Source organism: Pseudomonas sp. RIT411 (assembly GCF_003057735.2).
In the GTDB taxonomy this organism is placed as follows: domain Bacteria; phylum Pseudomonadota; class Gammaproteobacteria; order Pseudomonadales; family Pseudomonadaceae; genus Chryseomonas; species Chryseomonas oryzihabitans.
In genome coordinates, this window is the sequence record NZ_QBIZ02000002.1 from 259,482 (window position 1) to 274,714 (window position 15,233).

The 15,233-nt window shown below is 67.7% G+C and carries 13 protein-coding genes; 5 read left to right on the plus strand and 8 right to left on the minus strand.

The genetic code is table 11. From position 1 onward, the window contains the following. Positions 1-8: 8 nt before the first annotated feature. The 3 genes from hutU (at position 9) to hutC (ending at position 4,005) form a co-directional block, all read left to right on the plus strand. Positions 9-1,679 (plus strand): urocanate hydratase, encoded by a 1,671-nt coding sequence (gene hutU, locus DBY63_RS03915; protein WP_108581303.1) that lies wholly within the window; start codon positions 9-11, stop codon positions 1,677-1,679. A 3-nt stretch (positions 1,680-1,682) separates the two neighbouring features. Further along, a complete protein-coding gene (gene hutH / locus DBY63_RS03920) occupies positions 1,683-3,215 on the plus strand; it encodes a histidine ammonia-lyase (RefSeq protein WP_108581304.1) in 1,533 nt (510 codons plus the stop codon). 76 nt (positions 3,216-3,291) lie between these two features. Then, positions 3,292-4,005 (plus strand): histidine utilization repressor, encoded by a 714-nt coding sequence (hutC, locus tag DBY63_RS03925; RefSeq protein ID WP_007159364.1) that lies wholly within the window; start codon positions 3,292-3,294, stop codon positions 4,003-4,005. A gap of 237 nt (positions 4,006-4,242) precedes the next feature. Here hutC and DBY63_RS03930 read toward each other — a convergent pair whose 3' ends face one another. The 3 genes from DBY63_RS03930 to DBY63_RS03940 all read right to left on the minus strand — a co-directional run bounded on the left by DBY63_RS03930 (position 4,243) and on the right by DBY63_RS03940 (position 7,039). Further along, positions 4,243-4,851 (minus strand): NAD(P)H-dependent oxidoreductase, encoded by a 609-nt coding sequence (locus DBY63_RS03930; protein WP_108581305.1) that lies wholly within the window; start codon positions 4,849-4,851, stop codon positions 4,243-4,245. Positions 4,852-5,168: 317 nt separating this feature from the next. After that, a complete protein-coding gene (locus tag DBY63_RS03935) occupies positions 5,169-6,542 on the minus strand; it encodes a PepSY-associated TM helix domain-containing protein (protein WP_108581306.1) in 1,374 nt (457 codons plus the stop codon). 89 nt (positions 6,543-6,631) lie between these two features. Further along, entirely contained in the window at positions 6,632-7,039 is a 408-nt protein-coding gene (locus DBY63_RS03940) for a hypothetical protein (RefSeq protein WP_042136000.1), read from the minus strand. 103 nt (positions 7,040-7,142) lie between these two features. Here DBY63_RS03940 and DBY63_RS03945 point away from each other — a divergent pair, with 103 nt between their 5' ends. Then, positions 7,143-7,688, plus strand: coding sequence for a GNAT family N-acetyltransferase (locus tag DBY63_RS03945; protein WP_108581307.1), 546 nt, complete (start codon positions 7,143-7,145; stop codon positions 7,686-7,688). Here DBY63_RS03945 and cobF read toward each other — a convergent pair. Beyond that, entirely contained in the window at positions 7,655-8,416 is a 762-nt protein-coding gene (gene cobF / locus DBY63_RS03950) for a precorrin-6A synthase (deacetylating) (RefSeq protein WP_044341518.1), read from the minus strand. The genes DBY63_RS03945 and cobF overlap by 34 nt on opposite strands. A 208-nt stretch (positions 8,417-8,624) precedes the next feature. On the opposite strand from cobF, the gene DBY63_RS03955 reads away from it, so the two are divergent. Continuing rightward, positions 8,625-9,752, plus strand: a complete 1,128-nt coding sequence (locus DBY63_RS03955; RefSeq protein WP_349254541.1) for an MFS transporter — start codon at positions 8,625-8,627, stop codon at positions 9,750-9,752. Here DBY63_RS03955 and DBY63_RS03960 read toward each other — a convergent pair. From DBY63_RS03960 to DBY63_RS03975, 4 genes are all read right to left on the minus strand, one after another. Next, positions 9,749-12,361 (minus strand): excinuclease ABC subunit UvrA, encoded by a 2,613-nt coding sequence (locus tag DBY63_RS03960; RefSeq protein WP_108581309.1) that lies wholly within the window; start codon positions 12,359-12,361, stop codon positions 9,749-9,751. The genes DBY63_RS03955 and DBY63_RS03960 overlap by 4 nt on opposite strands. Before the next feature lie 49 nt (positions 12,362-12,410). Next, positions 12,411-13,049, minus strand: coding sequence for an HNH endonuclease (locus tag DBY63_RS03965; protein ID WP_231500971.1), 639 nt, complete (start codon positions 13,047-13,049; stop codon positions 12,411-12,413). Between the two features lie 73 nt (positions 13,050-13,122). Beyond that, entirely contained in the window at positions 13,123-13,692 is a 570-nt protein-coding gene (locus DBY63_RS03970; RefSeq protein WP_007159355.1) for an Sbal_3080 family lipoprotein, read from the minus strand. 212 nt (positions 13,693-13,904) lie between these two features. After that, positions 13,905-15,098, minus strand: coding sequence for a DUF2252 family protein (locus tag DBY63_RS03975; protein WP_027602615.1), 1,194 nt, complete (start codon positions 15,096-15,098; stop codon positions 13,905-13,907). Positions 15,099-15,233 lie beyond the last annotated feature (135 nt).

Here is a 15,233-nt window from a genome sequence, read left to right on the forward strand (position 1 = left end):
AAGACCCCATGACCCGCTTTCGTGAAGGTGAGATTCGCGCCCCCCGCGGCACCCAGCTCAATGCCAAGAGCTGGCTGACCGAGGCGCCGCTGCGCATGCTGATGAACAATCTCGATCCCGAGGTCGCGGAAAACCCCCAGGAGCTGGTGGTCTACGGCGGCATCGGCCGTGCGGCGCGCAACTGGGAGTGTTACGACAGGATCGTCGAGAGCCTCAAGGCGCTGGGTGACGACGAAACCCTGCTGGTGCAATCGGGCAAGCCGGTCGGGGTGTTCAAGACCCACGCCGACGCCCCGCGGGTGCTGATCGCCAACTCCAACCTGGTGCCGCACTGGGCCAGCTGGGAGCACTTCAACGAACTGGATGCCAAGGGCCTGGCCATGTACGGCCAGATGACCGCCGGCAGCTGGATCTATATCGGCAGCCAGGGCATCGTCCAGGGCACCTACGAGACCTTTGTCGAGGCCGGGCGCCAGCACTACCAGGGTGACCTGCGTGGTCGCTGGGTGCTGACCGCCGGCCTCGGCGGCATGGGCGGCGCCCAGCCCCTGGCCGCGACCCTGGCCGGCGCCTGTTCGCTGAACATCGAGTGCCAGCAGAGCCGTATCGATTTCCGCCTCAAGACCCGCTATGTGGACGAACAGGCCAGCGACCTGGACGACGCCCTGGCACGCATCGCCCGGCACACCGCCGCCGGTGCCGCGGTGTCCGTCGCCCTGCTGGGCAACGCCGCCGAAATCCTGCCGGAACTGGTCCGCCGCGGCGTGCGCCCGGATATGGTCACCGACCAGACCAGCGCCCACGATCCGCTCAATGGCTACCTGCCGGCCGGTTGGAGCTGGGAGCAGTATCGTGATCGCGCCCAGACCGATCCGGCTGCCGTGGTCGCCGCGGCCAAGCAGTCGATGGCAGTGCACGTCCAGGCCATGCTCGACTTCCAGCAGATGGGCGTCCCCACCTTCGACTACGGCAACAACATCCGCCAGATGGCCCAGGAAGCCGGCGTCGCCGATGCCTTCGCCTTCCCGGGTTTCGTGCCGGCCTATATCCGTCCGCTGTTCTGCCGCGGCATCGGTCCGTTCCGCTGGGCCGCGCTGTCGGGCGATGCCGAGGACATCCATCGCACCGACGCCAAGGTCAAGGAACTGATCCCCGATGACGCCCACCTGCACCGCTGGCTGGACATGGCCCGCGAGCGCATCGCCTTCCAGGGCTTGCCGGCGCGCATCTGCTGGGTCGGCCTGGGCTTGCGTGCCAAGCTGGGGCTGGCCTTCAACGAGATGGTGCGCAGCGGCGAACTCAAGGCGCCCATCGTCATCGGGCGTGATCACCTGGACAGCGGCTCGGTATCCAGCCCCAACCGCGAGACCGAGGCCATGCAGGACGGCTCCGATGCCGTCTCCGACTGGCCACTGCTGAACGCCCTGCTCAACACCGCCAGCGGCGCCACCTGGGTCTCGCTGCACCACGGCGGCGGGGTAGGGATGGGCTTCTCCCAGCATTCCGGGATGGTCATCGTCTGCGACGGCACCGACGCCGCCGCCGCCCGTATCGCCCGAGTGCTGCACAATGACCCGGCCACCGGGGTGATGCGCCACGCCGACGCCGGCTATGACATCGCCATCGACTGCGCCCGCGAGCAGGGCCTGAATCTGCCCATGATCGGCAAAGGAGTCTGATCGATGCACACCCTTATCCTGAAACCCGGCACCCTCGATCTGGCCCAGCTGCGCCAGGCCTATCTGCAGCCGCTACGCATGGAGCTGGATCCCGCCGCTTATGCCGCCATCGACGCCAGCGTGGCCTGCGTGGAAAGCATCCTGGCCGAAGGCCGGACCGCCTATGGCATCAACACCGGCTTCGGCCTGCTGGCCTCGACGCGGATCGCGCCGGCGGATCTGGAAAAGCTGCAGCGCTCCCTGGTGCTGTCCCACGCCGCCGGCGTGGGCGAGGCGCTGGATGATGACCTGGTGCGGCTGATCATGCTGCTCAAGGTCAACAGCCTGGCTCGCGGTTTCTCCGCCATTCGCCGCCAGGTCATCGAGGCGCTGATCGCCCTGATCAATGCCGAGGTCTATCCGCACATCCCGCTCAAGGGCTCTGTGGGGGCCTCGGGTGACCTGGCGCCGCTGGCGCACATGTCGCTGGTGCTGATCGGCGAGAGCAAGGCGCGCTACCAGGGCCAGTGGCTGCCGGCCCGCGAGGCGCTGGCGGTCGCGGGCCTCGAACCCATGACCCTGGCGGCCAAGGAGGGCCTGGCGCTGCTCAATGGCACCCAGGTGTCCACCGCCTACGCCTTGCGCGGGCTGTTCGAGGGTGAAGACCTGTTCGCCGCGGCCACGGTCTGCGGCGGCCTGAGCGTCGAGGCCATGCTCGGTTCTCGGGCGCCCTTCGATGCGCGTATCCATGCCGCGCGGGGCCAGCGTGGCCAGATCGACGTGGCCGCGGCCTATCGCGAGCTGCTCACTGACAGCAGCGAGGTGTCCCGCTCCCATGCCAATTGCGACAAGGTCCAGGATCCCTATTCGCTGCGCTGCCAGCCCCAGGTGATGGGCGCCTGCCTGACCCAGTTGCGCCAGGCCGCCGAGGTGCTGGAGGTGGAAGCCAACGCCGTGTCCGACAACCCGCTGGTGTTCGCGGAAGAGGGCGACGTCATCTCCGGCGGCAACTTCCACGCCGAGCCGGTGGCCATGGCCGCTGACAACCTGGCCCTGGCCCTGGCCGAGATCGGCGCCCTGTCGGAGCGGCGCATCTCGCTGATGATGGATCGGCACATGTCCCAGCTGCCGCCCTTCCTGGTGGAGAACGGCGGGGTCAATTCCGGCTTCATGATCGCCCAGGTCACCGCCGCGGCCCTGGCCAGCGACAACAAGGCCCTGGCCCATCCGGCCAGCGTCGACAGCCTGCCCACCTCGGCCAACCAGGAAGACCATGTGTCCATGGCGCCCAATGCCGGCAAGCGACTGTGGGCCATGGCCGAGAACGTGCGCGGCATCCTCGCCATCGAGTGGCTGGGTGCCTGCCAGGGCCTGGACTTCCGGCATGGCCTGAAGAGTTCGGAACGCCTGGAAAGGGCGCGCAGCCTCTTGCGCGAGAGGGTGCCCTACTACCAGGAAGACCGCTTCTTCGCCCCGGACATCGAGGCGGCCAGCGCGCTACTGGCCAGCGGTTGCCTGAACGGGCTGGTCACGCCGCGGCTGCTGCCCAGTCTCTGAGGCGGACGCGGTCCGGCAGCCAGAACGCCGGACCGCGCGTTATCATCGGCTGTCCATTTTCCGACCTGGAGTTCGCGTGAGCAGCACGACACCCCCGCGCTACAAGGTGATCGAGGACTTTCTGCTCGAACGCATCCAGGGTGGTGCCTACCCGGTGCATCACCAGATTCCCACCGAGGAGCAGCTGGCGCGGGATTTCGCGGTCAGCCGCATGACCGCCAACAAGGCCATTACCCGCCTGGTGCAGCAGGGCTACCTGACGCGCCAGGCGGGGCTCGGGACCTTTGTCATCGAGCGCAAGGCCGAGTCCTCGCTGCACGAGGTGATGAATATCGCCGCCGAGGTGCGCGCCCGCGGGCATGTCTATTCCAACGAGGTGCTGCGCAGCGAGGCCATCGCCGCCGACGACGAGGTGGCCCTGCGTCTGGGCCTGCGGATCGGCAGCCAGGTGTTTCACAGCATCCTGGTGCACCGCGAGAACGGCCTGCCCATCCAGCTGGAGGATCGTTACGTCAATCCGCGCTGGGTGCCGCATTACCTGGAAAGCGACTTCAGCCGCCAGACGCCCAACGAGGTGCTGGTGGCCAGCTGTCCGATCAGCGATGTGGAACATATCGTCGAGGCGGTGCTGGCCACCGCCCAGACCGCACGCTGGCTGGACATCGCCGAGGGCGCGGCCTGCCTGTCGATGATCCGCCGCACCTGGTCGGACGAGCACCTGGTCAGCTATGTGCGGTTGCTGCATCCGGGCGACAGGTACAAGCTGAGCTCGACCACCCGGCATCGCTGAGGGACCTGGCGCGGGGAGGGGGGTAGGGCTTCGCGGCGCTCAACCCAACCTACGCGACTGTTCGCCCGCGTCGCTCTGCCCCCTCTCCCTTGGGGAGAGGGGTGGGGGTGAGAGGAGCGGCATCGCTGTTGGGCTTCGCGGCGTTCAACCCAACCTACGCGACTGTTCGCCCGCGCCGCTCTGCCCCCTCTCCCTTGGGGAGAGGGTTGGGGTGAGGGTGGCCCCTGCAGTCAGGGATTAGAGCTTGCTCACCAGGGCCACGGCGTCCTGTTTGGCCTGGTCGCGCGACGCCTGGTCGACTTCCGGCCCGAACAGGGTCTTTTCCACCACCACGGTGTGCATCCGATCAATGCCGACCATCTCGCACCAGGTGCGCAGATAGGATTCCTGGTGCTCCTGACGATCCAGGGCCGCGCCGCGGGCCGCGATCACCAGCGCCTGGCGACCGCCGAGCAGGCCGTTGAGGCCGCGGTCGTCGAAGGTGAACAGCAGGTCCTTCTGGCTGACCACGTCGAACAGCTGCTTGAGCTTGTAGGGGATGCCGAAATTCCAGCAGGGCACGCCGAATACCAGTACATCGGCGGCCTTGAAGCGCTGTGCCAGTGCCTTGGCCACCTTCCAGGCATGCTCCTGCTCGCTGCTGAGGGACTCGCCCTGGATGCCGGCGTACTTGGCGTCGAGGATGGGACCGTCGAATTCCGGCAGGTCGCACTGCCAGACGTCGAGGGTATCGACCTCGGCATCGGGGTGTTTGCCTTGCCAGGCCTGGATGAAGGCAGTGGCGACTTCCAGCGAGGCGGAGCGATCCTGGCGGGGCGAACCTATCACGTGCAACAGGCGAGGCATGGCAGATCCTTGGAGGATGGGGATTGCGATAACTATAAGCGTCTCGCTGGGGTGCGCCAGCGTCGGATAGGGTGTGCCGATGGATGGTCTGTGAGGCGGTTCCTGGCGTGACGATGGGTGTAGGGCGGGCCCTCACCCCAGCCCTCTCCCGTAGGGAGAGGGGGTGGTTTGGTGTGGGCGGGTGGCTACGTGCGGGTAGGGTGGACAACGGCGCAGCCTTGTCCACGCGTTCGGGGTGGGCACAGGTGGAAAACGCTGCGCGGTTTTCCACGCTACGGCTGGGTCAGGGCGAAGGCCAACAACCACCCATCCCCACCTCAGGCCGAACCGGCCTCCGTGCGCAGCGCCGGGCCGCGCAGGCCCAGCAGGGCGTCCACCACCAGGAACAGCAGCAGGCTGCCGCCCAGCACCGGCAGGCACAGGCCGAGCAGCAGGGCCGTCGCCGGGACCAGCAGACGCGACAGGGGCGACAGCTGGCGCCAGAGGGCGATCAGGCCGGGTTGCGCCGGATCGCGGCTGGGGCGGCGGCGCCACCAGAGCAGATAGCCCCAGACGGTCATCACCAGCAGGCCCAGGGCGACGACCGCCAGCACCAGCTGGTTGGCCAGGCCGAACAGCACGCCCATGTGGGCATCGATGCCCCAGCGGGTCAGCTTGGCCGGCAGCGAGTACTGGGCGAAACGCACCTGATCGACCACCTTGAAGCTGGTCGGGTCGACGGCGACGGCGTCCACCTGGGTCGGCCAGCGGCGGTCGATCTCGCTCACCGTCCAGGCCTTGTCGGCGCTGCGCCCCGGACGGATCTCCAGCTTGCCGGCGTCGATGCCGGCGGCGCGGGCGCTGGCCAGCACCCCGTCGAAGGTGGCCGGATCCAGAGCCGGTGCCTTGGCCATGTGCATGGCGCCATGGTGATCGGCGTGCTCGTCATGGGCCATGGCCGGCGCGGGTGCGGTGCCCAGGGCGGTTTTCACGCCCGGCGTGGACCAGCCGTAGTGGGCGCGCAGCACGCCGATGTTGTCGCCGGCGAAGCGCGACCAGGTCAGACCGGTGGCGGAGAGGAACAGCAGGCCACCCAGCAGCCAGACCCCGGTGCTGGCATGCAGGCCGCGCAGGCCGCGGGCCGGGCGGCGCTGGTGGCGGCGCACCAGCCACAGGGTCAGGCCGCCGAGGGCCGCGACCCAGAGCCAGGAGGCGGCCAGTTCGCTGTAGAGGCGACCGGGTTCGCCCAGCAGCAGGCTGCGGTGGAACTGGTCGATGGTGGTGCGCAGCGGCAGGATGCCGCTGGTGCCATAGACCGCCAGATCGCCGCGGATGGCGCCGGTGACCGGATCGATGAACAGCGCCCGGTGGGTGGACTCGCCCAGCGCCGGATCGTTGAACATCACCCGGGTGGTGTCGCCCTCGGCCGGCGCCGGGCGCACCGCGCCCAGGGTCAGGGTGGGGCCTACCGCGGCCTGGGCGATATGGATCTGTTCGGCCAACGGCAGGGGCTTGCCGCGGCTGGGGGTGTGCAGGGCCTCGGCATAGAGGTGGGCCTCGAGTTGCGGCGTGAGGGCATAGATCAGGCCGCTGGCGGCGGCCACCAGCAGGAAGGGACCGACGAACAGGCCGATAAGGAAATGCAGCCGCGCCAATAGCTGCAGCAGCGGCCCCGGCGTCTTGGTGGCCGGAGTGGAGGGGTGCGAAGTCATAGCGTTCACCACGAAGCGACGCGCGGCCAGCAAGGGACCACGCGCAGGATTACGAGAGAGTAGGACAGCCGTCTTTCGTCGCCGGGGTGTCAGGGCGCCTGGGGATGCAGCGTGGAGCGCCGTGCGCGCGGTGGCGGCGGCAGGGCGCTCTGATAGCGAGGACGATGAGGATCGCCGGGACGCAGCAGCCACTGCAGCACGACGGCGGCCAGCGTGGCGAGGAAGAGGGTGGCGGCGAAGACGCAGTCACCCGTGGGGGAAAGGGTGGTCACGCTGCCGCCCGGCAGGCCCGCATGCATGCCGGCCATGTCGTCCTGGGCGGTCTGGGCGTGCAGGCCGTGGTGATGCTCGTGCCCCTGGGCCAGCGGAGGCGAGACCGGCAAGGTAAGTCGCGCCAGCATCTGGCCATGGCCCAGGGCGCAGACGAGTCCGTTCAGCAGGATGCAGGCGAGCAGCATCCAGGCGAGCGAGGCGCGCGGGGAACGGACGGTTATCATGGCGGGGGACTGTATCATCGTCGCGGGCCACGCACAGCCCGGCCGGCGCGAACCTGCGCCGAAATGTCGCGGCCCTGCCGCTGCTGGAGAGACGAACAGGACCATGAGCGAAGCGCCACCCATCACCCTCGAACGGCTCACCGTGGCGGATGACGAGACGCTGGGCTTTCTGCTGGCGAGCTATCGCGAGTTGTTCGGTAGCCGAGTCGAGGCGAACGCCGTACCGCGGGATCTACAGCGCTTCGCCGACCACTATGGTGCGGATCGTGGCTGCCTGCTGCTCGCCCGGGGCGCCGCCGGAGAGCCGATCGGCAGCATCGCCTATCGACCCTACGACCGACGCTTTCCCCAGCTGGCCTATCCCGGTGAAAGGGTGGTCGAAGTGGTACGACTGTTCGTGGTGCCCCGGCAGCGGCGCCAGGGCCTGGCGCGGCGGTTGTTCGCGGCGCTACTGGCCCAGGCACGGCGCGACGCGGTCGAGCGCCTCTACCTGCACACCCATCCCTTTCTGCCCGGGGCCGAGGCCTTCTGGCTCGACCAGGGGTTTCAGGTCGTCGCGCGGGAGACGGTCTTGCCCTGGCAGACCCTTCACCTGGATCGACGCCTGGACAACTCTCAGGCGTCCGCCGGCCCCCGACAGAGCAGATAGGTGTCCATGATCCAGCCGTGCTCTTCACGCGCGGCGCTGCGCACCCGGTGGATCTCCTCGGCCACCTCCTGCAGCGGACCGGCGATGAGGAGCTCGTCCGCCGTACCCACATAGGCACCCCAGTAGATATACAGGCCGGGTTCGTCCAGGCGGCGATAGGCTTCGTGGGAATCGAGCATCACCACCAGGCTGTCCAGGTGCGCGGGGAAGCGCTCCAGGCGCCGGCCCGGGGTGATCTCCAGGGCCTGGCCGATGCGATTGAGCGGCACCCGGTGGCGCGCGGCCAGGGCCTGGACGCTGGAGATGCCGGGGATCACCTCGTAGTCGAAGTCCAGCCGGCCTTCGCGCTTGATCGCCGCCAGGATGCGCAGGGTGCTGTCGTACAGCGCCGGATCGCCCCAGACCAGAAAGGCGCCGCATTCATCGTCCGCCAGTTCCTGCTCGATCATCTCCACCATCAGCGCCTGCTTGGCGGCGTTGAGGTCGTCCACCGCCTGGCGGTAGTCGCCTTCGCGGCGACGCTCGGGGATGGGCGCGGTGACGAAGCGATAGTCCGCCTGACGGATGTGGCGGGCGCAGATGGTTTCGCGCAGGTGGATCAGGCTGTCCTTTTCCGTGCCCTTGTCGAACAGGAAGAAGGTACTGGCGCGATTGAGGGCGGCGATGGCCTGGAGGGTGAGGTAGTCGGGGTCGCCGGCGCCGATGCCGATGACTAGCAGGGTTTTCATGGGGTGGCCTCGAGGAAAGGAGCGGCGCCCAGTGTAACGGGGGATGTCACGTCCGTAGAGCCTCAGGCAATCGTCATGCTAGTTTCGACCGGTTTGCCTGCCGCCAGGCAGGGATGGACGGGATCGAGGGGGACAGGGGCGTGACGATGACGGCGAGCTGGCGACGGATACCCCAGGGGTCTGGATTCTGGGTGGAGTGAGCATGTTCATGGACATCTCTTCGGAGATGATCCACAGCCTGCTGCCGCTGTTCCTGGCCACCGGCCTGGGCCTGAGCGTGCTCTATATCGGCATTCTCGAAGGGGTGGCCGAGGCGACCGCGCTCATCACCAAGATCTTTTCCGGCGTACTCAGCGACTACCTGGGCAAGCGCAAGGACCTGGCGGTGCTGGGCTATGGCCTGGGCGCCCTGAGCAAGCCACTGTTCGCCCTGGCCAGCGGGGCCGGCCTGGTATTCGGCGCGCGCTTCATGGATCGCATCGGCAAGGGTATCCGCGGCGCGCCGCGCGACGCCCTGGTGGCCGATGTGACGCCGCCGGAGATCGGTGGCGCCGCCTATGGCCTGCGCCAGTCGCTGGACACCTTCGGCGCCTTTCTCGGCCCGCTGCTGGCGGTGGGGCTGATGCTGCTCTGGACCAACGATTTCCGCGCGGTGTTCTGGGTGGCGGTGATCCCGGCCTTCATCGCCGTGGCCCTGCTGGTTTTCGGCCTGGACGAACCCAGGGCGGCCATCGTCCAGGCGCGCACCAATCCGCTGACGCGCAGCCAGCTGCGCAAGCTGTCGGCGGCCTTCTGGCAGGTGGCGCTGCTCGGCGGCGTCTTCACCCTGGCGCGTTTCAGCGAAGCCTTCCTGGTGCTCAAGGCTGAGCAGGTGGGCGTACCCCTGGCGCTGGTGCCGCTGGTGATGGTGGGCATGCACCTAGTGTTCTCGCTGTCGGCCTATCCGCTTGGGGCGTTGTCCGACCGGGTCAGCCACCGCGCGCTGCTGGCCTGGGGGCTGATGCTGCTGATCCTGGCGGACCTGGCCTTGGCCTTCAGCAGCGGCTGGACCGGTCTGGCGCTGGGCATCGTGCTCTGGGGCCTGCACATGGGCATGACCCAGGGGCTGCTTGCCGCCATGGTCGCCCGCACCGCCCCGGCCGAGTTGCGCGGCACCGCCTTCGGCCTGTTCAACCTGGTCAGTGGCATCGCCCTGTTGCTGGCCAGCAGCATCGCCGGCGCGCTCTGGCACTTCCTCGGTTCCGCCGCCACCTTCCAGTTCGGTGCCCTGGCGGCGGTGGCTTCCCTGCTGGTGCTGGCGGCCTGTCGCCGCAGCCTGGCACCGCTGGCCAGCTAGTCGAACAGGGGGCGCAGATAGGGCGCCGTGGGGCTGGCGGGATCGTCCGCCACCGCGCGGGGCGTGCCGCTGGCGACGATGCGACCACCGGCCGTGCCGGCGCCGGGGCCGATGTCGATCAGCCAGTCGCTGCCGGCCACCACCTGCAGGTTGTGCTCCACCAGCACCACGGTATTGCCTTCGTCGACCAGGCCGTGCAGCTGGCGCATCAGGCGCTCCACGTCGGCCGGGTGCAGGCCGGTGGTGGGTTCGTCCAGCACATAGAGGGTGGTGCCACGGCTGGTGCGCTGCAACTCCGTGGCCAGCTTGATGCGCTGGGCCTCGCCGCCGGAGAGTTCGGTGGCCGGCTGGCCCAGGCGCAGATAGCCCAGGCCGATGTCGGCCAGTACCCGCAGCGCTCGCGCCACCGGGGCTTCCTCGGCAAAGAAGGCCAGGGCCTCGTCCACCGTCAGGCCCAGCACCTCGGCGATGGTCTTGCCCTGCCAGCGCACCTCCAGGGTCTCGGGGTTGTAGCGGGCGCCCTGGCAGGTGGGGCAGGCGGCATAGACGCTGGGCATGAACAGCAGCTCGACGCTGACGAAGCCTTCGCCCTCGCAGGTGGGGCAGCGGCCCTTGGCGACGTTGAAGGAGAAGCGTCCGGCGTCGAAGCCTCTTTCCCGGGCCTCAGGGGTGGCGGCGAACAGCTTGCGCACCCCGTCGAACAGGCCGGTGTAGGTGGCCAGGTTGGAGCGCGGGGTGCGGCCGATGGGCTTCTGGTCCACCGGCACCAGCCGGCGGATGCCGCCGAGACCCTCGACCACCTGGCCGGTGGTGGCGGGCAGGGCATCGCCCTCCAGCTCCGTTGCCTCGTCACTGTCCTCGGCGGCGCGCTGGCCCAGCTCGGCGCCCACCAGTTCCAGCAGCGCCTGGCTGACCAGGCTGGATTTGCCCGAACCGGAGACACCGGTCACTGCGGTCAGGCAGCCCAGCGGAAAGGCAGCGTCCAGGCTCTGCAGATTGTTGCGGGTGACCCCGGCCAGCCGCAGCCAGCCCTGGGGCTCGCGCGGTGGCCGGGTCTCGCGTTGCGGCGCGGCGAACAGATAGCGCGCCGTCACCGATTCCTCGATCTCGGCGAGACCGGCGGGCGGACCGCTGTAGAGCACCCGGCCACCGCCTTCGCCAGCCGCTGGTCCGACATCCACCAACCAGTCGGCACGCTTCATGGTGGCCAGGTCGTGCTCCACCACGAACAGCGAGTTGCCCTGGGCCTTGAGGCCGTCGAGGGCTTCCAGCAGGGATTCGCCATCGGCCGGATGCAGACCGGCGGAGGGTTCGTCCAGCACATAGACCACGCCGAACAGCTGGGACACCAGCTGGGTCGCCAGGCGCAGCCGCTGCAACTCGCCGGAAGAGAGGGTGGTGGTGCTGCGCTCCAGCGCCAGGTAGCCGAGGCCCAGGCGGGTCAGGGTCTGCAAGCGCTCCAGCAATTCGCTGGCCATGCGCTGGGCGGCCAGGCGTTTCTCCGGGGACAGATCGGGGGTGCGGCGCACGTCCGGCGCGCCGGCGTGGTCGCTGCCACCGGCGGCCTTGCGCCGGGCGCGATCCTGCTGGCCGGTCTTGGTGTCCAGCACGCGGGCATCCTTGGCCTCGTCGAAATCGCCGGCCGCGACCCGGCGCAGCAGTACGGTGAGATCGTCCAGCGGCAGCCGCGACAGCTCGCCGATGTCCAGGCCGGCAAAGGTCACCGAGAGCGCCGCCCGGGTCAGCCGCTTGCCATGGCACAGCGGGCAGGTCTGGCCGATCATGAAGCGCGCCGCGCGCTGCTTCATCTTGGCACTCTGGGAATTGGCGAAGGTGTGCAGCACATGGCGCCGTGCACCGGTATAGGTGCCCTGGTAGCTGGGCTCGGCCTTGCGCTTGAGCGCGGCGCGGGTCTGCTCGGGGGTGAGGCCGGCATAGACCGGCACCGTGGGTTGTTCCTCGGTGAAGAGGATCCAGTCGCGCTGCTTCTGCGGCAGGTCGCGCCAGGGGATGTCGACGTCATAGCCCAGGGTGACCAGGATATCCCTCAGATTCTGCCCGCCCCAGGCGGTGGGCCAGGCGGCGATGGCGCGCTGGCGGATGGTCAGCGCGGGGTCCGGCACCATGGAGGCCTCGGTCACCTCGTAGACCCGGCCCAGGCCGTGACACTTGGGGCAGGCGCCCTGGGGCGTGTTGGGCGAGAAGTCCTCGGCATAGAGCATCGGCTGGTCGGCGGGATAGCGCCCGGCGCGGGAGTAGAGCATCCGCACCAGACTGGACAGTCCGGTCACGCTGCCCATGGACGAGCGACTGCTGGGCTGGCCGCGCTGCTGCTGCAGGGCCACCGCCGGCGGCAGACCCTCGATGGCTTCCACCTGGGGTACCCCGACCTGGTCGATCAGTCGCCGCGCATAGGGCGCCACGGATTCGAAGTAGCGGCGCTGGGCCTCGGCGTAGAGGGTGCCGAAGGCCAGCGACGACTTGCCCGAGCCGGACACCCCGGTAAAGACCACCAAGGCATCGCGAGGGATGTCCACGTCGACGTTCTTCAGATTGTGCTCGCGGGCACCGCGGACGGAGACGAAACCGGGACGGGGGGAGGAGGGCATGGGCGAAGTACAGCCTTGTTCAGGAACGTGCAGAATCGGACCTTGCGAGTTAGTAAGAGTCTCCGTTCAGCTCGAATTTATGGTCCGGGAAAGCCTCGAATCGCTCCAGTCCGTCCCAATGGCTGACCACGATGGGAAACTCTCTGGGGTCCAGCAGGCCAATTTCCTCCAGACGATAGGACATCTTGCCGAAGTTGCAGGCGGCACAGGTCACGATTAGGTTATCCAGCTCGTTGGTACCGCCTGCGGAATGGGGCACGACATGATCGTACTGAGCCCATAACGCCTGGAAGCCCGCATGCTGGGAGGCATTGGTCCTGCCCCAGCTGACGGCCTCGGGATACAGCGCGACCGCCTTCTTCCGAATTTCCGCGCGAATCACGGGTAGTCCACAGAAACGGCAATGAAAGCCGTCGCGCGCATGAAGGCTGCGGATCTGGGCGTTGGTGGGCATCCTGGCTTTGACAGGCATCGTGATAGGTAAGGGCGGCAACTTGGTCACCGTCACGTAGGGGCTGGCTCGGCCCCAGATGGACTCCAGCCATTGCCGCGAAAGCTGACAGTCAGCGAGCGTGAACAATCTTGCTGCGTCCATTGCATAGCCCGCGTGGTGTGCGGATACCGCAGCGTCCAGATAACGTGCGACATCGAAGAGCGCGGGAATGGGCGAGCGAAAGCAGCGTTTCATGGTTACTACCTTCGGCCCGCCCGACATCTACTCAAGGTGCCCTTCTGAATGAGCAATGACAAAGTACGAAGTATCACTGGGCCATGATTTCCCGATAACGTCTCGAGTATTCCTCATAAGACAACCCTTGACCTTGAAGAGCCTGGATCCGGGCCTCCTTGGACGAGAGGCTAGGCGCCGATATGGAAGCGGGTGCCTGGTACTTGCGGACGAGCTCGCCGGCACCGCGGGGAAACAACTCGTTTGCAAGCTGGTTGATTTTGTTTTCGGCGTTGATGAACTTGTCCGGTCGACCCGAGCCCCAGCGTGAGTCGTATATAGCCTGGCCAATTTGACGTCCATTCTGAAACACGCGGATATCCGCGAACTTCATGTACAGCGCCAGATCCCAACCCCACGTTCCGGTATAGGTGGTGGAAAGGTCGCACTCGGCGGGGTTCGAACCAGCAGGTAGTGGCCTGACCTTGAATCCTTTCCGTTCCAGGGCATCGACATAGGTCGTATTGAAGCCCGATCTTAGCCCTGCCGCAGGGATAGTACAGATCTCAGAAGAGCTCGCCCCGGACAGCTCGGCCGGAGCCACCTGCTGTTTTATGCTGCAGCCGCTAAGCAAAGCAGCGAAGAGAATGACCGTCCTTTTCACTGAAACCTCCTTGTAAAAAATGGAAGTTTAAGTGCGGCATGACATTGTCTGCCGTAGAAACTGGCAGGACGGGCAAAAGGAGGGGAAGAGTGGTAGCGATTGCCAGAGGTCTCACTACCACTCTCTTGGATCGCTTACGGTACAAGGACCGCAAGTCGTGCTCCGCAAGTGGCCACGTGACGTGCCAGTCTGGAGATTTGGCCCCTACCTGATCAGTCCTGCGCATGCTCCAGCGCATAGGCGCGGCAGTGGGCGAGGTAACCCATTTCGTGGGCGCCTACCAGTTGCACCACGCTGCTCCATAGCCAGGAGGGGGCATCCAGGGTGCGGGTGCGGTTGCGTTGCAGGTCGCTCATCCACTCGACGCGGGTGGCCAGGTCCATCTGCCGGGCGTGGGCGCGTCCGACCACGCGGGCCAGGTAGGCGGCGGCGCTCATGGCTTCGCGGGCACTGAGTTCGTCCAGCTCCAGCTTGAGATCCTGGGGCAGCAATTCGCGGATGAAGAAGGAGTGGTCGAGCATGCGCACCGCCAGCATGCGATTGCCCAGGGCCGGGGAGAGCTGGCGGGCGCCTTCCACCACGCGCTTGCCGTTGTCGCGGGGCATGGTGGCATGGGCCACGCGCGGAGCGGCGGCGGCCACCGCCTGCTTGACGTCGATCAGGCAGTAGTCCTGGTCGTCGCCGTCGTCCACGCCCAGCAGCACGGCGTAGCGCCGCAGCCCCAGGGAGCTGCAGCCCTTGACCCAGTAGGCGCTGTCGAGCAGTTCGACGCGGCTGTCGTGGCTGCGGCCCTTGAGCGAGGTCACCAGGGCATGGATCCCGGGCGTCTCGCACAACTCGGCGATGGCCTTGCGCTCGTCCTTGCTCAGCTGCCAGAAGTGCTTGCCCAGCGGCAGCTTGGGGCGGGTGTTTTCCATGCGCTCCCTGGCCAGGTGCTTCCAGGTACGCTGCACCGCGCTGCGCATCCCGGCCTTGACCTGAGCGGGGCGCGGGACCTCGCGCTCGAGATCGTCTTCGAAGGCCACCTCGTAGCCGCGCATCATCTCTTCGAGCATCCGCGCCGTGGTCACCCCCGGCAGGTCGGAGCCGCGCGCCGCCGTGGCCAGCGACAGCGCCAGGCGCACCAGGTCATGGGCCGGATTGCCGACCACGGTCTGATCCAGGTCGCGGATGTTGACGTCGGTGGAGCCGTGCAGATCGCCGGTGGGGCCCAGGTTGCCGGCATGGCAGTCGCCACAGATCCATACCGCCGGCCCATTGGGCAGGTTGCGGCCGGGCTGGCTGTGCAGCCACTCGTAGAACTGCACCGTGCTGCCGCGGACGTAGGCGTGGGCGGAGCGAGCCATTTTCAGATTGCGCAGCTGGTTGAGGCGGGGCAGACGATCGACGGGACGCGGGGTTTTCATGCAGGGCGCAGGCCTTGAGGGAGACGCCTTTGTGACCGTTGCGCCTGGCAAATGTTGCAGGGTGTTTCGGTGGGCCTCTCCCGGCCAGACGCCGGGGGAGGCTGCTCAAGGTTCTCGCGCGAACGCCCCGCCTCT